We start from the raw sequence: 17430 nt of genomic DNA, 5'->3' as shown, positions 1-17430 counted from the left end.
TTCATTTAATGATTATTCAACAGGTAACACAACTCACCTATCAGGGGAAATAACCTGTTCTCAAAATCAAGATTGCAATCAGTAATATTAGCTCCGCTAAATGTTTTCACTACCGTAGGTTCTTCAGTTGTGCCACATTCATTAAACTCATTATTGACACATTCAGCAATCGTTTCATAAAGCCATCCGTTAGCATCTGCTATAAAGGAGATATACTTGTTCATGGCAATTACCTCGTCTTCTTGTTCTGCATCATCATCATCAGCGCACATGGCATGTTGGAAAACAGTTGTTGCAGGATAGTCAGTATAAAGAGTATAAAATCCTTTTGCTACTTTCAGGCATTCCTGTTCAAAATCGTTCTTAGGTCTGAATGACTTTAGCCGTTCCGCAAACACATCAAGGCTTTTGCGGTTAAAGATTTTCTGCTCTACTTTATCACCGCACCATTTCGCTACCTTTAATTCTTCCTTACGGCTATCTAACTCGGCTTCATCATCCTGCTCTATCCAATCGGTAATCATTTCATACTGCCAATAGATGTAAGCGTCTTCCTGCCTGTAATAAGGTATATCCGCTACATGGTACAGGTAGGCGAAAACGGAAAGCAGTAACCGGGCAGCATTTTTTGCTTCCTTATTCCTTAGCATCTTGTACAGGGGAACGACAGGGATATAGTACAGGGTCGCCCCTGTACTATATTGTTCCTTGGTAATAAAAAAGGTCTTTCCCTTACTATCCTGCACCAGTCGCAAGTTGTTCCAGTTCCTAACGTTTCGCTTTAAATGGCTTTCTACTTCCCAAACGGATAGGGCTAAATTGTAAGGATAGCCGAACGTTCTCGTATCCGTAGGCTCGAAACCATCATAATGCCTGGTTACTTCACAAAGGGAATGATAAAAGTCTGTTTCTATTTTCTCCACTTCTATAGGAGATTGTACAGATTTCATCATCTCCAGTTTAGGCAGAAAAGTCGTTTTCAGAAAAGCATTGGCAACATTTGCACCGGAACGGACTTCCGTTTGTCTTTGCCTATTTCGTTTGCATCCTTTGTGCATTGCATCAACGCTGTGAACTCGCTTAACTGTTTGTACAGCTTTCTTTGTCTTTGCTTTTGTGGCATTTGAATGATGCCCGATATAATATTGTGCTGCATATTCCATTGCTTTATGTTTTAAGATTAACCCTTGGTTCCCATTGCACTTTCAAAACGATACTGTACGGTATCTTCTTCAATGCGGGGTGCCGATATTTTGGCGGTAGTGAGTATAGGATAAGTATTGGCATAGAAGTTCATTACCGCTTCAACACTCCATGACGGTTCGGGGTCTGTTAGTCTTAAATCCGTTCCGTTTTCTGTAAGCAGGAAAACCCTGTCTAATTGCTTTGCTATTAACATGACCTTTTGTTTTACAGATTAATAATTGAGCTAATTGTCATCTTCGGATAGTTCAGGTACTTCTTCGGGGTCTGTTTCCTCCTCCGTATCTATATCTTCCCTTTGTGGTTCTTCATTCGCAACTTCCGTTGAAGTACCACCGAATAAATCAGGTGCAAACTGTGCCGATAAAGCTGACTTCCTTTTGCGGATAATTTCAGCCTGTTCGGGATATTCAGTCGGGTCAGGCACTTTCATCCATGCGTCCCTGTATTTCCCTTCCTTTTCCAGTTCATCAACTTTTTGCATTGTTTCTTTATACTTCTTTTCCTTCGCTTCTTTTTCCTTGCGTTCCCTATCTGCCTTATCTTTTTCCATCGCAGATTGTTTCTTTGCTTCTTCCACCTGTTTCATAAAACCTTCCATATCTACCATTAACCCTGAAGCAATCTGCATAGGCGTTGTAATTCGCTCAAAAAAACCGCTATCCAGTTCATCGGTAGTACCTCGCAGATTAAGTGGCGGTATCAATTTCCTTGCATCATCACCACATTGTTCATTATTGAGCATAACCGATACTATCCAATTATTTTCCGCTCCCTTGCGTATAGTCAGTTGCAAGTCGCCTGTTATGTTCAATGCGGCCACATTGCTGAAAAAATTTGTTGTTTCCATTGTTCAATAATTTTGATTAAATAATTCTATACAGTCCTGTATCATTTCATTTAAAGAGCCATCCCCACAGTTCCCACAGTATCAGGGCAAAAGCTGTCCACTTCAATATCCATTCAAGGGAAAGTGTAATCAATCCCACGAAATAGTTATCAAAATGCTGTAACCCACCTAAGCCCCTACGGTTGAATTGTCGCATACCGACAAATAGCCTTATTGCCAATCCGACAAAGAAGATAGTTGGGAAAGGCATAGCCTGCAATAATTTCATTAATGCTTCCATAACATTACATTTATGGGTTAAAAAGTAAGTCAATAGCTAACGAAAACTTATGATTAGGATGCTTCCGTATAGTTGTGTATAATGTCATGCAATGCACCATGTATATAGCGACATAACCATCAAATAACTGGTCGGCAAATAGTCTGCTCTGCTTGTGCAGTCGCTTTCCGTACTTGTCTATCTTATTCTTGACTTCTTCGACAAAGGATAGCCATGCTTCTATGGTTAGCAAACCGTTTTCCCATTGGTTACGTGTTAACTGCTCATCCTCCAGTATGGTAAGGCACATACCGTTGACATATTCTAACAGGGCGGGAATTTCCTGCGGAAACAATTCGTGCAGTAACCTCGCTTTCTCTACGTTTATCAAATTCTCTAAAGGTTTCATAATACCTGAGTTTAAAGTGAGTAATAAGGACAGGCAGACATTGCTGCCTATCCTTTGGTTGTTAATTCAGCATAAGCACATCTGCACCATCCTTTGAAAACTGATTGCATAGTTCAAATGCCCGTTGTGCTTTAGTCTGTGCTGTGCCACCCATTACGATGGATTGCAGTTTACTTTCATCATCCTTGTAGTTGCGTACATTTTGATAATAGCCTGTTACCGCATTATATGCCCCGAACACGGTTCCTTTGGTAGTATTCAACTGTTGTGTATCTGACATCATTGCGTAGGCAAAAGCATCTTCAACAGTATTTTTGAACACAGTTGATAGTTCATCTTCCGCACCTTTTTTAATTGCATCCAATGTTTCCTTATTGGGGCAAAGTGCCAGTTGAATAAGTTTCTTTACTTCTGCATCACAGATACGCACCTTTGTCCATTGGTTAAATATTCCTTCCAGTTGGGTACTAAGCTGATTAGCCAGTTCCATTACCTTATGAGCATTTTCCAAACGCTGTTTTGCACCTGATGTATGGCGAATGCGTACCACGTTGGACATATTCCCCAATGCTGCATTGAGAGTGTTTTGGCAAACGATACGTACAGGCGTAAATGCTGCGGTAATACTTCCTGTACCATCGTGTGAGGTGGTCAGGAAGATGTATTTTTCGGTAACATCATCACCGTTACCTACTCGGATATAGTCAGGGAGTTTAGCCGTAATAAATATGCGTTCTCCGTTTCCTAATGCACCTGCTGTTTCATACAGGATACCATCACCACCACCTACGATAGCATCGAAAAAGGCAAAGGCATCTGCATTCTGTACTATTTGGTAATCTTTTCCTACTACGCCAAAAACCGTATTGGTATCGGTACGCATAGTTGCGAAATTGTCGGGCAGTAAGATGTTGCCACCTTCTTTTATTTCACCGTCATTGCTTATGCTTATGCCTGTGCCACGAGTATATAAAGGAGATTTGATAACCTCGAAATCAAGCCCTGCGTATTTGATAGCTTCTGCACTGGTGGGATATTGCTCTACTATCTGTCCCAAATTGTGCCATGCTTTCTGCTGTACGCTAAAGAAGCTGTATTTGCCTGTACGTTCGTTATAATTAAGATTATGTGCCATGATTGTAATTTTTAAAAGTTGATAAATGAAAATGAGTGATTAGAAAGGCAAATCGTCTGTGCCATTGTTAGCAGGTACTGCGGAGTCGTTTCTGTTACCACCTGCTACGGACCGTTTACCGCCTCCATACAATTTGATTTTTGATGTATGGAAATTGAGTGCTGCGTGTGCCTCACCATCTCCACCAATCCATGCTCTTGCACTCACCCTGCCATTGAGTTCTACCAATGTTCCTTTGGTGAGTACCTTTGCTACATTTGTTGAAATCCAGTAGGCGCAGTTGAAATACTCGGTGTGTTCCACTCGTTCGCCCTGTTTGTTACGGTAGCTGTCATTCACTGCTACGGAAAAATTCACTACCTGTTTGTCGCTCAGCAAGGTGCTGATTTGTGCGTCCCTCGTTAATCTGCCAATGATGTTCATGATTTTTAATTTTAATTGTGAAACCATTTTGTTTACTTTTTTTTCACCCGCCTGCCCTAAAAGCATTTTTCCAAAAGAAAAAACGGGAAAAAAGAAAGCAGCGACAGAGTGGAGACGGAGGCGCGGAGAGCTATAAGTCCCGAAGGGTGCAAGCGCAGCGCAGCATTATGCGCTCGTAGCAACGAAGGCGTAACTATCTTAGCTGCCTTTTTACCCGTTTCGTTGGAAAATGCCAAAGCAGGTTGGTTGCTATCTCAACCAATCAGGACTTGTTATTCACTTGTATAATAAAGCATGAGGGGGATGTAAGGCGGTGAGGTACGAGCCGGTCCCGATGAAAGAGGGACGGAAGCGAAGCGTACCCTGGAATGACCCGACCCAAAGGGACATGCACTTTTAAAGAAAAATGAATTTTAATGGGTGTTTTGTGAGTATGTCTTATGGAGTATCTATATTATATTTAAGTATTTGCTTAAATAAGTAAATAATTCTTACATTTGCTAAAACAAAAAGTTTGACAATGGGTGATACCTGCATCAGGTTGCAAGCAGACATCGGACAAATTAAAAGTTGCCGTGAAAAATTAAAGGCTAATTCAAAAGCCTTTTTACAGTTGGGACAGGTTCTTGCTTTGGCAGGCAACGAAGCACGATTGAAAATCCTATTTTTGCTTGAAGAAGAAAATGAACTCTGCCCCTGCGACCTTAGCGATATTTTAGGAATGAGCATCCCGGCTGTTTCTCAACACTTACGCAAACTAAAAGATAGGAATATTATTGAAGCCAGAAAGGAAGGACAAACTATTTTCTATTCATTACGCAGTGAACATTTGAAAATTTTAAGACCGTTTTTTAAAATTATCAATCACCAAAATTTGGCGACAGTATGACAATGACAACAAAAAAAAATAAAAGCTGGATTGCAGGACTGTTGACGGCAGTTGCAGCTTCGCTTTGCTGCATTACTCCTGTTTTGGCTTTCTTGGGTGGTGCAAGCGGACTTGCCTCATCTTTTTCGTGGATGGATCCATACAGACCTTACTTAATTTGTTTAACAATTGCAATTTTCGCATTTGCCTGGTATAAAAAATTGAAACCACAAAAACAGGTTGATTGCGATTGCGAAGCAGATAACAAAAAATCATTTTGGCAATCAAAATCATTTTTAGCCATCGTCACAATTATAGCGGGACTTCTAATTGCGTTTCCTTACTATGCTAAAATATTTTATTCCAAGCCACAAGAAACAAAAGTAATCATAGTTGATAAAGCCAATATTGCAACGGTTCAACTCAACATTAGCGGAATGGACTGTGAAGGTTGTACAGCTCACATAAACGGAGAACTTTCCAAAGTAAACGGAGTTATTGAAGCTAATACATCTTACAAAAATGGAAATGCAATCGTAAAGTTTGACAATAGTAAAACATCTGCTGACACTATTGCAAACAGTATAAACAGCATCGGCTATAAAGTAACTTCATCAACCATCATTGACAACAAATAAAATGGGCACAACAATAATACTTCAATCAGTAATCACCTGCCCCAACTGCGGGCACCAAAAAGAAGAAACAATGCCAACTGATGCTTGCCAGTTTTTTTATGAATGTGAAAACTGCAAAACAAGACTAAAACCCAAACAAGGTGACTGTTGCGTTTATTGCAGTTATGGAACCATTAAATGCCCTCCTAAACAATTGGGGACTTCCTGCTGCTGATAGCCTATAACATTGAATTGAATGCAAAATTGGTACAGACGGAAATTGTGTTTCAACCTTTTTATTCTTTATTGACCACCAAATGACTCAGGCTTGGGTTATTTAATAATCGTTCCATTTCCGATTGAATAATATCTTTTATATCCTGCTTTATCTGTAAATAATTGCGCTGTACCATGCCATTATCCAGCTTGCGGATCATCTCTATCTCCTTATAGCTTTCCTCCTCTCTTTTTAGTGCATCGTGGTCATTGATAATTTCACAATGGAAGGCTTTCAGGTCTATTTTATTATCAGGGTCGTCAGCTACCATGCCCACGAACTCGCCAGAACTTAACGCCGATATTTTTGATGGAGGTATAGCGGCCTCCAGTTGCTTTGAGCGACTGATAGAAGTATCCCCGCTGTTGATGGAATAACTTTCCCTGTCCTGCATGATTTTCCCGAAGCGTTCGGAGAGCTGTTTTGCGGTATCGCCTGTAACCTGCCCCGCTACGATATTGCCGGTAATATTCATAATTACATCTGCCTGCTCCCGGCCATAATCCTTGCGAAGCTGGCTGAAATCCTGGATGCCTAAGCAGGTAGAAACCTTATTGCTCCTTGCAGTGGCTATAAGGCTGTCCATGTTGTTCAAATAAATCGTTGGAAACTCGTCAAAAACCAAACTGCTTTTCAATTTTCCTTTTTTGTTTACCTGTTTTACAAGACGGGTTACATAAAGAGAAAGCACCGCTCCATAGATCTGTATCTTTTGCGGATTATTGCCCATGCAAACGACTTTTGGGTCGTCAGGATTATTTACATCGAGATTGAAGTCATTGCCGGATAAAACATAATACAACTGTGGTGATGAAAGCCTTGCCATAGCCACTTTAGCAGATGCTATCTGGCCTTCCAGTTGTTCCATCACATCATTTAAGTAGGCATTTAAAAACGGATTGATCAATACCTCGCATTCTTTAGCCGCTTCTGTCCTGAACAGCGTAAAAAGGCTGTCATAATCTGCCTGCATCAGTTCTATGACGTGTGGCAACGTGCAAAATTCTCCGTCCTTATATTTCTTCAGATACCATATCACAGCCGTTAGGAAGTTAATTGGCGATTCCACGAAAAAATCGCCCTGACGCTTTATCCACTCTCTATTTAGTCCCATTAAAATGGTGCGGGCTGATTCCGCAGCATCAGTAATATCGGTCATGGCTGATGGCTCCAAAGGATTGCACCGATGGCTTCTTGTTAAGTCGTCAAAATTGATCACAAAAAATCGCGGAGGCTTGGCGTACCTATGCTTGTTTTTCAACCAGGAATTGTAGGCAATCCTTGAAAGATCGTCGAACTTAAAGTCGTACACAAACATGGTAAACCCCTTACGGATATGTTGGGTAATGACGTGCCTGATTACGAAATAGGATTTACCTGCTCCGGGAGTACCTAATACCATTATCGCCCTGAAAGGATTAATGATATTTATCCAGCTATTGCGAACCTTGTTTTTAAGGCGGTAGCGTGCCGGCAGGTTGATGGAAAATTCATTTTCCAGTAAGCGTTCTTCCTGCGGGAACGTCTCGTTTTCCTTGTTAAAAATATCCTTGTTATTGAACTTGCTTTTAATGATCCGGGAAAGCAATGTGCCTCCAGAAAGTATCAGTAAAAAACCTATTGCGGTAATGCTTATATAAACAATTGTCTTCTCCTGTGCAGGCAACTGAAGCATCAAGGAAAGGTAGCTGGCAAAATAGAGCAACAGCCCCGTTATGAGGTAGGCGAAAGCTGTTTTATAATTCAGTTTCTCATCCTTTCGGCCTTTGGCTCCGAGCAACGAAATCGCCAGAAAGCCTAAAGCAATCAGCTTGCTTTTAACAAAGTTGCTGAAGATACCTGTTCGGTAAATATTACCTAAAATGCGGTCGCTGAAAGTGCTGCTCAACTCCCATTCCTGAAAGGCAGCATAGCAATAATAATAGAAGTGTATCACTAAAATAACGATACTGATCAACCTGGTCATGTCCAGAATTTTCCTCAGCGCCTGTTCGTTCTCACCTGTCTGTACAGCCATTGTTTTATGTTTTATTGGTTATTGGAAACGTTCTTGTTTCTTTTTCTTTTCTTGCCTTTTTTCTTTAGCTGACCGGGTATATAATCAGCTACTTGGTCGGGTTGTATCAAGGCATCCAGTGCATTGCCAACAGGGATGCTAATTGGATCTGGCGTATGATCCTGGGGAAGCGTTTTAACGTCGCGGTCGGTCACTTGCGCAGGCTGTGTAGCTTTGCCTGCTTTTTGAGCTGTCTGTGGTAATAACTCTGACTTCATCACTTCTTTCAAGCCGCATCGTTCCTGTATGGCTTTGGCACTGTATTGCTTACCCAATGCACTTCCGTTGAAGATACTTTTGGTCTGATGATCCACGTAGGTTATGCCATATATCAACCCGGCATCATTTTGACGCAAGGCAACGTGTATGCCCTTTCTTTCGAGTTGATTTACCAGTTCGTCCAATGTTGGCGTTTTACCAATAAACAACCTGTCTATTTCATTTTTTACGCGGCTTTTAAATGGTTGTCGTTTGGCATCATTCGGGTTAAATTTTTCTTCCAGAAATTTCAGAGTAGGCTTATTATAAAAGTCGCTGGCCTTAATGGGTACGCCTACAGGCTTTCCATCCTCATCCAGTATGCGGTAAACCAATCCGCCACCCTGAAAAATTCTTGAATGTTCACTGCCTCGATCCGCCAGTACATTGTACTGTTTCAATACTGCATTCAGCTCCGGCAGACTGGTGTAGTGATATTTAAACAGTACCGAATCGAGTACATTGGTGATGGCTCTTTTTGTTTCTGTACGCCCGTATTGTACCTTCTTTGCATCAATAGGTTTTAACCTGAATGCCTGCCTTCTTGCATGGGCATCGGCGACTACAAGACCAAACATTTTTTCAATCTCTTTTCTTGCAGGCTCTGACTTGCGAATGCCGAGGTGATGCAGGTCAATGCGATTGCCGTTAGACTGGATATTAGTAGTAACTATATGAATATGCGGGTGACCTGCGTCATGGTGCTGATAAACAAGATAGGGCTGCTCACCAAAGCCTAATTTCTGCATATAAACGTTGGCAATTCCCATCAACTTTTCCTTGCTCAAATGTGTTTCCGAAGGGTCAAAATTGAGGGAAATATGTACGCTGTTTCGTTTAACATTCCCTCTCAGTTCTGTCCTTTTCAGCAGATAGCCTAACTTAATCTTCAGGCTCATTTCATCAGCATTCAGCGGAAAATTTTCTGCTCCGATGCACTCTGCTACACCTTCTTTAACTTTGTTCTCATTGTAGTTGAAAATACGGTGCATAGAGTGGCCAGGCTTTATCACTGCAACCATATTTCCAGTATTTTTTTTACGTTTATCCTGACCTCATCTACCTTACTGCTAAGGATATTTTTCTCCACTTCATACGCTATCAACCAGCTTTTAAATTCAGCGATCTGGCTGAGTGTATGGAGCTTTTTAACAGCTTGATTGAAGTTGTTTCCTACTGCATTTAGCTCGCTGCGAAGCCGGGTAAGCTCTGCCATTAAGTCATCCTGTGAGCTGTTACGGTAGGTTGTTACAACGGGTTTATCGAACAGGCTTCGACGTACATAATCGCTTAGCTTTCGACAGGTAGAAGCCTTCCACTTCTTTTCAATTTTAGCATACTCATCGGGTGTCAGACGCAGCCCGATAATGCGTGTCCTGTTTGAATTTTGTTCTTTCATCACTGATCATTTTCACGTTTTCAAACTCATTTTCACCTTTCAGACGCCCTGCCCACGAGTTCCGAGTGATGGGCAGCCAGATCCGGTTGTTTAACAACCGTTCATCTGGCCGATTGCGGGAAAGTTGCAATCTTTCAGCTTTTAGAACCTCTTCAGACATTGATAAGGCTCTAAAGCATGTAAGAGGCTAAAGCACTTTAAGAAGCTAAAGCGGCTCTTATAGTTCTGTTATCACTTATTTCAACTTCTGTTTTTGATGTTTCCTTTGCGGCTTACCGAAATTCACTATCCAGTCGTTGAAGTCTTTGTGGTTTTGATACAGACTGCTTTCGTCCTTGTAGTTACTGCTCAGGGAAAGTGCATACCGACTGCAATTTTGTCCGGTAGCATCTCTGTCCAGATAAAGCCTGATGGTATTATGTTTTTCCAGAAAAGGGCGTGCAGTTTCAAAGAAGGATACAGAGTTCAGCACTACAAAATCAAAGCGGTCTTCGGGGTCTTGTTGGTGGGTAGCCTTGAAGGAAAGGAAGTCGGTAAAGCCTTCAAAAACGATGACCTCACCGGCACTGTTATCAATGGTGGTGATGCCTTTTGGCGAGCTACTGGCTTTGAAGTAAGGATTGCGTATTTCAAAGCCTCCCAGGTCATTTTTGAAGCCGATACCATAATACACTTTTCCGTTAAGTTCGTAACGGACTTCCCGGCAGTAGCGGTCGGCGATATCAATTGGTATTCGCCGTTGTTGCAAGTATCTTAAAAGGACGTTGGAAGACAGAACAAAATCCCCTAAAATCTTTATCTGCTTTTCCTGTTCTTGCTTCGGGAATGTTTGCTGGGAAACCGGCTTGTGAAGGGAAAAATTGCCATTTAAATTTTGGAGTAATTCGGCCACGGTACATCCGTGAAAGAGGATAGCAAAATCAACCAGGTTGCCACCTTTGCCAAGTCCGTGGTCGTACCAACAGTTCAGTCTTCGGTTGACCTTAAAGGACGGCGTTTTTTCATCTCGTAACGGAGAGTGATACCAATAGTCGTTGTTCCTGATCTTTGCTGGTTCAAAACCTAAGCCTGCAAGGAAATGAACCATGTCTATTTCTTTGGCTTCGCTAACGGAAAGCCTTTTCTTACTGAAATCCATAACCACACTTTTATCAAATACACATTCAGTTCTTCTAAGCGAAGTTAAACAGGCGATATGGGATTCACCTATCCTCATCATATTTTGATGAGGATGCAGAAGGGCCTGTTAGGTACTTTTGTGAAGTGAGTATTGTTTAATTTAAAATCGTGTGATTATGCTAACAACAAGTGATGTAGCCAAAGTGTATGATACTATTCTCAGTATCCCTGGCATGAGTGAAACAGTGAAGATTGACATGAGGATCTCTCGCAAAAATGTATTGTTATTGCACAGTGTCCTCAAACGTGGACTGACGGCGAAAGATGATGATAAATCGTCTGCTTTGCTGGAAAGTATTCCACAGGAAGCGTTGCAGGAATTACATGTAATTGCTGATGATTATCTTACAAAGGCAGGCTTAACCGAACTAAGCGAGAAACTGAAAGCCTTAAGCACAAAATAGGCAGGATAAGGTCGGAAAGCCACTTGGAGAGAATGAGTGTAAACGCTGATACTTCAAGTGGCTTATTTATCGTTTCACAATTTTAAATCCGTTACTTCATAACTGTTCTTTTTAAGCCGGTTAGCCACTTGTCATCAAAAAAATAGTGACATTTTTTAATCTTTTTTGGTGACCACCCACCCTTCCTCAGACCGGATATTTGGTATTTTGTTCTGTTCTAACCACCTGCGAAAAGCAGTCACATCTTTAGGAGTAAAATGAATGATATCACCATTTTTGAGCATAATGGTGAAAAAGTCGCTTGCGGCAAGAAATTTGGCTAATTGCCCGGCAGTGTAGCCGAAATCGGGATAATGATTAGCTGTGGCCATGCTATTACTTTTAATAGGTTTCCTTTTGACTTGCCACCTGACCAAAAAAAGAGCGCAGGCAACAACTCACCGCACTGAGGTCTTAGGAAACCCGGCAACGATAAGTGCGCCCACGCCGTAGCATGAGCGTTCTCACTTATGTCCCATTGCCTTTTGAAAGTTCCTAAGTTTCAGTGCGGGACTTAAAGCTAAAACGCTTCAAGAATATTTTGAGCAAAATTACTATTTCCAGTAGAAATCCTTACCATAATATCATTTATTTTAGTAATACATACTCATTATGGGCAGAATATCAGCAAAATCACAAGCCCCGTCCGTGGTATCTGAGCCGGGCATAGTTATTGGTGAATAAAATATATGAACAAATTACAGCTATAACTGTCATCTTAATAATACATTACTATGTTGTTAAGAGCCACAGCCATATTAAGTTTAGCCGTGCTGTACCTGTTGATCGCAACAGGCATGTTTGTATGTATTATTCATTGTTCAGCCGAGTTTCTTATTGATAAGACACACTCGATTAGCCATCGTGCCGAAGCCTCGATTAAGGATGAAGGAAAAAAATCCCATAATGAAAAGCAGAAAGGCTGCGGTGATGATGAAGATTGCTCTTGCTGTAATCAACATGGAAATTATGTAGTAAACGAGAACATTAAAGTTAACTTCGAAATAAAGGTTCCATCTGCACCGGAGCTGACCTATTATTTTGGCAATCCAACTGAATTATATTATCGGGTTGTAGCTATAAATAGTTCCTGGCCTGAAATTCACGGTCCACCAACAATTTCAGGTAAAGACATTTCTATAAAGTTTCGATCCCTCCTTATATGATACCCACCTTTACTCTGTAACTCCATACAGAAGAATCGTTATTGCCCCAAGGGCAGACTTAAATACTCACGTTTCTGGTAAGTATAAAAGACATTGGCACATGTTTGTTGCCATGAAAGTGGGACTGGTTTTATTCTAAAAAATACTTGCATGAAATTACAATACGCTATCATAGCATCACTGCTGTTATGCAGTACGCTTGCAGCAAAGGCACAGCATCATATGCCGGGAATGAAGGATAGCACACAACATGAAAATATGATGCAGGATTCATCTATGATGGATATGCCGCCAATGAGTCATTCTTACTCTTTAAACCTTCCTATGAGCCGGAACGGTTCGGGAACAGCTTGGTTGCCGGATGCTTCGCCAATGTATGGTATCATGATACATTCTAAAAAGTGGATGTACATGTTTCATGGTAACATTGCTCCCCGGTACACCAAGCAGGATTTAGGCAATACAGGTTCACGCGGTGATGAAGCTTTTGGCGCACCCAACTGGTTTATGGCAATGGGGCAACGAAAAGTCGGACAGAAAGGGTTATTCCATTTCAGTGCGATGCTTTCTTTAGACCGGGTAACCGAAGGCGGAAGCGGATACCCGCTATTGTTCCAATCAGGGGAAAGCTGGGAAGGAAGGCCTTTGGTAGATCATCAGCATCCGCATGACCTGATCTCTGAGCTTTCAGTCGGTTATACCTATGCTTTTTCCAAAAAATCAGATTTGTCCATCTATGTCGGTTATCCCGGTGAGCCTGCTTTAGGATCAGTAGCTTTTATGCACCGTCCTTCGGCCTTGTCTAACCCGGATGCTCCAATAAGCCATCACTGGAATGACGGAACACATATCACTTTCGGCGTAGCAACCATCGGTTACCGATACGATAAATTTAAAATTGAAGCATCGTCATTTACCGGCAGGGAGCCTGATGAGAACCGTTACAACTTTGATAAGCCCCGGTTTGATTCCTATAGTGGCCGGTTATCTTTTAATCCATCGCAAAACTGGTCCTTTCAGGTATCACAAGGCTGGATCAAAAGTCCGGAAGCCCTGCACGCAGAGGAAGACATAACCCGTACCACAGCATCCGCTATTTACAGCCTGCCATTTGGCGAAGAAAAATCGCTAAACACAACAGCCCTTTGGGGATTAAATAAAAGTAAGGGGGCTGATGGAGAAAATGCGGCGCTTCTTGAAGCTACCCTGCGTTTGCAACGACTTGCGCTGTACACACGTTATGAATGGACACAAAAATCTGTTGAAGAATTGGATTTAGATCCGGTAACGTATGGTGATCATGCTCTATTTCCGGTAAACGCATTAACACTTGGACTTAACTATGATCTGTTTTACATTGGCAAATTCCGTGTAGCCGGAGGCGGCCAGTTAACCGGTTACCATGCGGATAACCGCTTAGATAATTTGTATGGCAAAAATCCTATCTCCGGACAGGTTTTCCTAAGAATATATCCTTCACTGATGAAAATGAACATGTAAACATTAACAATAAAAAATACTACAGTTATGAAAAATGTAATTAAACTTTTAGCGATTTCTCTTCTTACCATTTCAATTGCGTCTTGCAGTAAAGATGATGATACCATCAAAATCCAAAAACATGATGAAAACCAGATGATGTCCATTATGCACAGCATGATGGATACCATGATGGGCATGCAAAAAACAAACGACCCGGACAATGATTTTGCGATGATGATGCGCATGCACCACCAGGGAGCTATAGACATGTCCAATGCCGAACTGAAAAGTGGCGATGATGCACAAATGAAAGAAATGGCGCAGATGATTATTGACGCTCAAACAGCAGAAATCGCACAGCTGACCACTTTTTTAAATTCTCATTCCCCACACGGAAATGTCCCTGAGTTCAGTATGCAGCAAATGGCCAATATGGAAAGGTCGGGAAAAGTTACTGACCTCCAGATCATCAATGGAGACATAGATCATGATTTTGCCATGCTCATGATACAGCACCATCAAAGCGCCATCGAAAATGCAAGACTGGAATTAATCTATGGCCATGAAGATGCTATGAAAACAATGGCAAGAAATATCATTGAAGCACAGGATCAGGAGATCAAAGAATTGCAGCAATGGATTTTATCAGACGGAAAATAATAACAACAATTTATTTATCAAAAAAAGTAACGTTATGTCACATCAACAATTTAAAGATTGCATCGATGCCTGTGTAGCATGTGCAGTAACCTGTAGCCACTGCGCTACCGAATGTCTTAAAGAAGAAGACGTAAAAATGCTATCGAAATGTATTCAACTTGATCTGGAATGTGCGGCAATATGTCGCTCTGCAGCAGAAGTTATGAGCTTGGGCAGTGAATACAGCCATCACCTTTGCCGTGTTTGTGCAGATGTTTGTAATGCGTGTGCCGAAGAGTGTGAAAAGCATGCTCAAATGGGTATGGAACATTGCAAAGAATGTGCTGAAGCCTGCCGGAAATGTGCGGCCGCCTGTGAAAAAATGGCGACTGCCGCATAACTTAAAATTCCTGCCTGATTTCGTCAGGCAGGAATTTTGTAACTATTTTCCGTAATTGTGTAATATCCATGAAAAGGGGCTATCTTATCTTTGCTATTGATTGGGATCATTTTATAAAAGAATAGCTATATTTGTGTTGTTGATGAAAAAGAGCCACCTCATACAGATCAAAGCAGTTTTCCTGTTAATTGTATTCTCTTTGAATACAGTAGTAGGATTTGCCTGCTCTGTGGGTGTAGATATGGGCTTTAATGGCTCCCATCACAAGCAAGAAGCTACTCCCGCTCATTCGGATTCCCATCAACATGCTAAACCGCATCATGAGCATAAAGAAGCGACAGATGCGCATCATTCATCTGACGACGAAAAAAATAACTGTTGCAAAGACGAGGTAGCTAAACTGGTAAAAGTTGATAAGTTAACGCCTAAGTCATTTGATTTTGGTATTTATCCGGTATTCGTTGCCGCGTTTATTTCCACCTTTTATCAGTTTAATATTGTTCCTTCGGATCTACATACTCCTGACAACAAATTTTTCGTCCGAAGTCATCATCCTCCCATACCCGATATAAGGGTAGCTATTCAGAGTTTCCAGATTTGATTTAATGTTTTTTGCCTGTTGCATGGTGATTGTATCATCATGCCTATACTTATTGCATTAAACATTAAAATCAATTAAAATGAAAAAGATATTTTTCGTAGTTGCTTTGATAGTAACTGCATTGGGCCAAAATAGCCTCGCCCAAAACAATGCGAGTAAAACGCAGCCTTCTGAATTGCTTACCCAATATTACGCAGTCAAAGATGCTCTGATAAGCGGTAATTCCGGAAATGCGTCTGCAAAAGCTGCTGAATTTGTAGCCACAGCTAATGCTATGGATGCTTCATCCCTTCCTGAAGCAAGCCGTGCTGCTTTAGTAAAAGATGCTTCAGATATTTCAAAATCAAAAGACCTCAAAAAGCAACGCGAGTATTTTGCTGATTTTTCGGATCATATGTTCGCATTAGCTAAAGCAATAAAGCTTAGTGACGCTCCGATTTACAAAGCTTATTGCCCCATGAAGAAGGCGAGCTGGCTGAGCAGCACTACGGCCATAAAAAATCCGTATTTCGGAAGCGCTATGCTCACCTGCGGAAAAGTGGTTGAAACGTTGAAATAAGGTCTGGCTTCTAACAACCAGCAATTCGCTGACGTGTTGATTAGCAACATGAAAAAACTACTTGCAATCTTCAAAAAGATTTTAAAATCGCTTTTTGTAAAAAAGTGCTGTCGGTAGGGCATGCGCTTAATCTATTTTTTATTCATACTTTAAATAATTCAGAAATAAAATGAAAACATTAGTTTTTAGTATAGCTCTGTCTACTTTGTTTTTTGCAGCATGCAACAATGGGACAACTAATAACGAATCCACAAAAGAGCCTTCTTCAGCAGCCAACAATCAGAAAGCACCTGCGGCCCCGGGCAGTCCCACTGAAGAATTGGTAAATGATTATCTCCAGCTAAAGGATGCCCTGGCAAAGGACAATGATAAGGATGCGGCTGCGGCTGGTAATAAAATGGTGAAAGCGTTCAATAATTTTGACAAAACATCCTTAACACCTGAGCAAGCCAAAGTATATAATGATATCGAAGAGGATGCAAAAGAACATGCGGAGCATATCGGTGCTAATGCAGGAAATATCGAACACCAAAGAGAACATTTTGAAACGCTGAGCGAGGAGATATATGAGCTGGTAAAAAGCGCAGGTGCAGGTCAAAAGCTTTATTATACGCACTGCCCGATGTACAACAATAACAAAGGTGCCAACTGGCTGAGCGGAACGAAAGAGATACAAAACCCTTATTTAGGGCAAGCCATGTCCACTTGTGGGACTGTTAAAGAAGAATTAAACTGATTGCAATGAGCCGGATAAAAATCATTCTGTTGGTGGTATTGCTGGTTTTTATTCTAATTCAGTTTATAAGGCCTGTTCGTGACGAAAACGGGCAGGCTTCCCCTGATCAGATAGGTAAGGTCTATGCAGTACCTGAGAATGTAAATGCTGTTTTGAGGGCTTCCTGCTATGATTGCCATAGCAATAACACTGATTACCCTTGGTATGCAGAAATACAGCCTGCGGGATGGTGGCTGGCATCACACATTAGAAGAGGGAAATCAGAACTGAACTTTGACCGGTTTGGGGAATATTCAAAACGGAGGCAGGATAGTAAATTAAAGTCTATTGCAAACAGCATAGAGGACGGAACGATGCCTTTGCCTTCTTACGCATTCATCCACACGGACGCAAAACTTTCAAAAAAAAATAAAATGCTTATTAAAAACTGGATTAAAGCAACCAGAGATAGTCTTTCTAAAAAGAAATAAC

24 protein-coding genes are annotated in these 17430 nt (G+C 41.3%); 12 read left to right on the top strand and 12 right to left on the bottom strand.

Features of this window, described 5'->3' with window-relative positions; translation table 11 throughout:
* Nucleotides 1–5: 5 nt before the first annotated feature.
* From BCY91_RS11040 to BCY91_RS11010, 7 genes are all read right to left on the bottom strand, one after another.
* Nucleotides 6–1163 (bottom strand): hypothetical protein, encoded by a 1158-nt coding sequence (locus tag BCY91_RS11040; protein WP_120182011.1) that lies wholly within the window; start codon nt 1161–1163, stop codon nt 6–8.
* Nucleotides 1164–1180: 17 nt separating this feature from the next.
* Nucleotides 1181–1399, bottom strand: coding sequence for a PRTRC system protein C (locus BCY91_RS11035; protein WP_120182009.1), 219 nt, complete (start codon nt 1397–1399; stop codon nt 1181–1183).
* A 30-nt stretch (nt 1400–1429) separates the two neighbouring features.
* The gene (locus tag BCY91_RS11030) at nt 1430–2053 is read right to left on the bottom strand and encodes a prtrc system protein e (RefSeq protein ID WP_120182008.1); all 624 of its coding nucleotides are present in this window, start codon (nt 2051–2053) and stop codon (nt 1430–1432) included.
* 46 nt (nt 2054–2099) lie between these two features.
* The gene (locus tag BCY91_RS11025) at nt 2100–2333 is read right to left on the bottom strand and encodes a hypothetical protein (protein WP_120182007.1); all 234 of its coding nucleotides are present in this window, start codon (nt 2331–2333) and stop codon (nt 2100–2102) included.
* A gap of 10 nt (nt 2334–2343) precedes the next feature.
* Nucleotides 2344–2721 (bottom strand): hypothetical protein, encoded by a 378-nt coding sequence (locus BCY91_RS11020; protein ID WP_120182006.1) that lies wholly within the window; start codon nt 2719–2721, stop codon nt 2344–2346.
* 61 nt (nt 2722–2782) lie between these two features.
* Complete coding sequence (locus BCY91_RS11015; RefSeq protein WP_120182005.1) at nt 2783–3856, bottom strand: DUF932 domain-containing protein; 1074 nt, start codon at nt 3854–3856, stop codon at nt 2783–2785.
* 39 nt (nt 3857–3895) lie between these two features.
* Nucleotides 3896–4306, bottom strand: coding sequence for a single-stranded DNA-binding protein (locus BCY91_RS11010; protein ID WP_449421216.1), 411 nt, complete (start codon nt 4304–4306; stop codon nt 3896–3898).
* Nucleotides 4307–4799: 493 nt separating this feature from the next.
* Between BCY91_RS11010 and BCY91_RS11005 the strand changes: the two genes are divergently transcribed.
* Genes BCY91_RS11005 through BCY91_RS18015 form a run of 3 tightly spaced genes read left to right on the top strand, consistent with a single transcriptional unit; the run spans nt 4800 to nt 5999 of the window.
* Nucleotides 4800–5168 (top strand): ArsR/SmtB family transcription factor, encoded by a 369-nt coding sequence (locus tag BCY91_RS11005; RefSeq protein WP_054282574.1) that lies wholly within the window; start codon nt 4800–4802, stop codon nt 5166–5168.
* Nucleotides 5169–5170: 2 nt separating this feature from the next.
* Nucleotides 5171–5785, top strand: coding sequence for a mercuric transport protein MerTP (gene merTP / locus BCY91_RS11000; RefSeq protein WP_054282573.1), 615 nt, complete (start codon nt 5171–5173; stop codon nt 5783–5785).
* Nucleotide 5786: 1 nt separating this feature from the next.
* Nucleotides 5787–5999, top strand: coding sequence for a GDCCVxC domain-containing (seleno)protein (locus BCY91_RS18015; protein ID WP_072188924.1), 213 nt, complete (start codon nt 5787–5789; stop codon nt 5997–5999).
* A gap of 61 nt (nt 6000–6060) precedes the next feature.
* Here BCY91_RS18015 and mobC read toward each other — a convergent pair whose 3' ends face one another.
* From mobC to BCY91_RS10975, 4 genes are all read right to left on the bottom strand, one after another.
* Entirely contained in the window at nt 6061–8058 is a 1998-nt protein-coding gene (mobC, locus tag BCY91_RS10990) for a conjugal transfer protein MobC (protein ID WP_116876205.1), read from the bottom strand.
* 11 nt (nt 8059–8069) lie between these two features.
* Nucleotides 8070–9377 carry a relaxase/mobilization nuclease domain-containing protein gene (locus BCY91_RS10985; RefSeq protein ID WP_116876206.1) on the bottom strand — a complete coding sequence of 436 codons (1308 nt, stop codon included), beginning with the start codon at nt 9375–9377 and terminating at the stop codon, nt 8070–8072.
* Entirely contained in the window at nt 9365–9754 is a 390-nt protein-coding gene (locus BCY91_RS10980; protein ID WP_116876207.1) for a plasmid mobilization protein, read from the bottom strand. Before BCY91_RS10980 ends, BCY91_RS10985 begins: the two co-directional genes overlap by 13 nt.
* A 235-nt stretch (nt 9755–9989) precedes the next feature.
* Nucleotides 9990–10892 carry a toprim domain-containing protein gene (locus BCY91_RS10975; protein ID WP_120182004.1) on the bottom strand — a complete coding sequence of 301 codons (903 nt, stop codon included), beginning with the start codon at nt 10890–10892 and terminating at the stop codon, nt 9990–9992.
* A gap of 157 nt (nt 10893–11049) precedes the next feature.
* Between BCY91_RS10975 and BCY91_RS10970 the strand changes: the two genes are divergently transcribed.
* Nucleotides 11050–11337, top strand: a complete 288-nt coding sequence (locus BCY91_RS10970) for a hypothetical protein (RefSeq protein WP_120182003.1) — start codon at nt 11050–11052, stop codon at nt 11335–11337.
* Nucleotides 11338–11492: 155 nt separating this feature from the next.
* Here the strand turns inward: BCY91_RS10970 and BCY91_RS10965 are convergent, their stop codons facing one another.
* Nucleotides 11493–11708, bottom strand: coding sequence for a hypothetical protein (locus BCY91_RS10965; RefSeq protein WP_120182002.1), 216 nt, complete (start codon nt 11706–11708; stop codon nt 11493–11495).
* A gap of 402 nt (nt 11709–12110) precedes the next feature.
* Here BCY91_RS10965 and BCY91_RS10960 point away from each other — a divergent pair, with 402 nt between their 5' ends.
* The 8 genes from BCY91_RS10960 (at nt 12111) to BCY91_RS10925 (ending at nt 17429) form a co-directional block, all read left to right on the top strand.
* A complete protein-coding gene (locus BCY91_RS10960) occupies nt 12111–12542 on the top strand; it encodes a hypothetical protein (RefSeq protein ID WP_147387939.1) in 432 nt (143 codons plus the stop codon).
* 150 nt (nt 12543–12692) lie between these two features.
* Entirely contained in the window at nt 12693–14042 is a 1350-nt protein-coding gene (locus BCY91_RS10955; protein WP_120182000.1) for a hypothetical protein, read from the top strand.
* A gap of 27 nt (nt 14043–14069) precedes the next feature.
* Entirely contained in the window at nt 14070–14684 is a 615-nt protein-coding gene (locus BCY91_RS10950) for a DUF305 domain-containing protein (protein WP_120181999.1), read from the top strand.
* 34 nt (nt 14685–14718) lie between these two features.
* Nucleotides 14719–15063, top strand: a complete 345-nt coding sequence (locus BCY91_RS10945) for a four-helix bundle copper-binding protein (RefSeq protein ID WP_120181998.1) — start codon at nt 14719–14721, stop codon at nt 15061–15063.
* A gap of 142 nt (nt 15064–15205) precedes the next feature.
* Nucleotides 15206–15664 carry an HYC_CC_PP family protein gene (locus BCY91_RS10940; RefSeq protein WP_120181997.1) on the top strand — a complete coding sequence of 153 codons (459 nt, stop codon included), beginning with the start codon at nt 15206–15208 and terminating at the stop codon, nt 15662–15664.
* A gap of 79 nt (nt 15665–15743) precedes the next feature.
* On the top strand, nt 15744–16223 hold the full coding sequence (locus BCY91_RS10935) for a DUF3347 domain-containing protein (RefSeq protein WP_120181996.1): 480 nt from the start codon (nt 15744–15746) through the stop codon (nt 16221–16223).
* Between the two features lie 169 nt (nt 16224–16392).
* A complete protein-coding gene (locus BCY91_RS10930; RefSeq protein ID WP_120181995.1) occupies nt 16393–16959 on the top strand; it encodes a DUF3347 domain-containing protein in 567 nt (188 codons plus the stop codon).
* A 5-nt stretch (nt 16960–16964) separates the two neighbouring features.
* Nucleotides 16965–17429 carry a heme-binding domain-containing protein gene (locus BCY91_RS10925; RefSeq protein ID WP_120181994.1) on the top strand — a complete coding sequence of 155 codons (465 nt, stop codon included), beginning with the start codon at nt 16965–16967 and terminating at the stop codon, nt 17427–17429.
* Nucleotide 17430 lies beyond the last annotated feature (1 nt).

The sequence above is a fragment of the Pelobium manganitolerans genome (genome assembly GCF_003609575.1).
Taxonomy (GTDB): Bacteria; Bacteroidota; Bacteroidia; order Sphingobacteriales; family Sphingobacteriaceae; genus Pseudopedobacter; species Pseudopedobacter manganitolerans.
The sequence above is the reverse complement of the archived record's forward strand: the minus strand, read 5'-3'. Positions and strand labels throughout refer to the sequence as shown.

Excerpts from the sequence above, each read along its gene's own strand:
- BCY91_RS10955 (WP_120182000.1), top strand. The coding sequence starts at position 12,693 with ATGAAATTACAATACGCTATCATAGCATCACTGCTGTTATGCAGTACG.
- BCY91_RS10985 (WP_116876206.1), bottom strand. The coding sequence starts at position 9,377 with ATGGTTGCAGTGATAAAGCCTGGCCACTCTATGCACCGTATTTTCAAC.
- BCY91_RS10930 (WP_120181995.1), top strand. The coding sequence starts at position 16,393 with ATGAAAACATTAGTTTTTAGTATAGCTCTGTCTACTTTGTTTTTTGCA.
- BCY91_RS10945 (WP_120181998.1), top strand. The coding sequence starts at position 14,719 with ATGTCACATCAACAATTTAAAGATTGCATCGATGCCTGTGTAGCATGT.
- BCY91_RS11035 (WP_120182009.1), bottom strand. The coding sequence starts at position 1,399 with ATGTTAATAGCAAAGCAATTAGACAGGGTTTTCCTGCTTACAGAAAAC.
- BCY91_RS10970 (WP_120182003.1), top strand. The coding sequence starts at position 11,050 with ATGCTAACAACAAGTGATGTAGCCAAAGTGTATGATACTATTCTCAGT.
- merTP (WP_054282573.1), top strand. The coding sequence starts at position 5,171 with ATGACAACAAAAAAAAATAAAAGCTGGATTGCAGGACTGTTGACGGCA.
- BCY91_RS11005 (WP_054282574.1), top strand. The coding sequence starts at position 4,800 with ATGGGTGATACCTGCATCAGGTTGCAAGCAGACATCGGACAAATTAAA.
- BCY91_RS11010 (WP_449421216.1), bottom strand. The coding sequence starts at position 4,306 with ATGGTTTCACAATTAAAATTAAAAATCATGAACATCATTGGCAGATTA.
- BCY91_RS10975 (WP_120182004.1), bottom strand. The coding sequence starts at position 10,892 with ATGGATTTCAGTAAGAAAAGGCTTTCCGTTAGCGAAGCCAAAGAAATA.
- BCY91_RS11040 (WP_120182011.1), bottom strand. The coding sequence starts at position 1,163 with ATGGAATATGCAGCACAATATTATATCGGGCATCATTCAAATGCCACA.
- BCY91_RS10925 (WP_120181994.1), top strand. The coding sequence starts at position 16,965 with ATGAGCCGGATAAAAATCATTCTGTTGGTGGTATTGCTGGTTTTTATT.
- BCY91_RS10965 (WP_120182002.1), bottom strand. The coding sequence starts at position 11,708 with ATGGCCACAGCTAATCATTATCCCGATTTCGGCTACACTGCCGGGCAA.
- BCY91_RS10940 (WP_120181997.1), top strand. The coding sequence starts at position 15,206 with ATGAAAAAGAGCCACCTCATACAGATCAAAGCAGTTTTCCTGTTAATT.
- mobC (WP_116876205.1), bottom strand. The coding sequence starts at position 8,058 with ATGGCTGTACAGACAGGTGAGAACGAACAGGCGCTGAGGAAAATTCTG.
- BCY91_RS10950 (WP_120181999.1), top strand. The coding sequence starts at position 14,070 with ATGAAAAATGTAATTAAACTTTTAGCGATTTCTCTTCTTACCATTTCA.
- BCY91_RS10960 (WP_147387939.1), top strand. The coding sequence starts at position 12,111 with ATGTTGTTAAGAGCCACAGCCATATTAAGTTTAGCCGTGCTGTACCTG.
- BCY91_RS11030 (WP_120182008.1), bottom strand. The coding sequence starts at position 2,053 with ATGGAAACAACAAATTTTTTCAGCAATGTGGCCGCATTGAACATAACA.
- BCY91_RS11020 (WP_120182006.1), bottom strand. The coding sequence starts at position 2,721 with ATGAAACCTTTAGAGAATTTGATAAACGTAGAGAAAGCGAGGTTACTG.
- BCY91_RS11015 (WP_120182005.1), bottom strand. The coding sequence starts at position 3,856 with ATGGCACATAATCTTAATTATAACGAACGTACAGGCAAATACAGCTTC.
- BCY91_RS18015 (WP_072188924.1), top strand. The coding sequence starts at position 5,787 with ATGGGCACAACAATAATACTTCAATCAGTAATCACCTGCCCCAACTGC.
- BCY91_RS10935 (WP_120181996.1), top strand. The coding sequence starts at position 15,744 with ATGAAAAAGATATTTTTCGTAGTTGCTTTGATAGTAACTGCATTGGGC.
- BCY91_RS10980 (WP_116876207.1), bottom strand. The coding sequence starts at position 9,754 with ATGAAAGAACAAAATTCAAACAGGACACGCATTATCGGGCTGCGTCTG.
- BCY91_RS11025 (WP_120182007.1), bottom strand. The coding sequence starts at position 2,333 with ATGGAAGCATTAATGAAATTATTGCAGGCTATGCCTTTCCCAACTATC.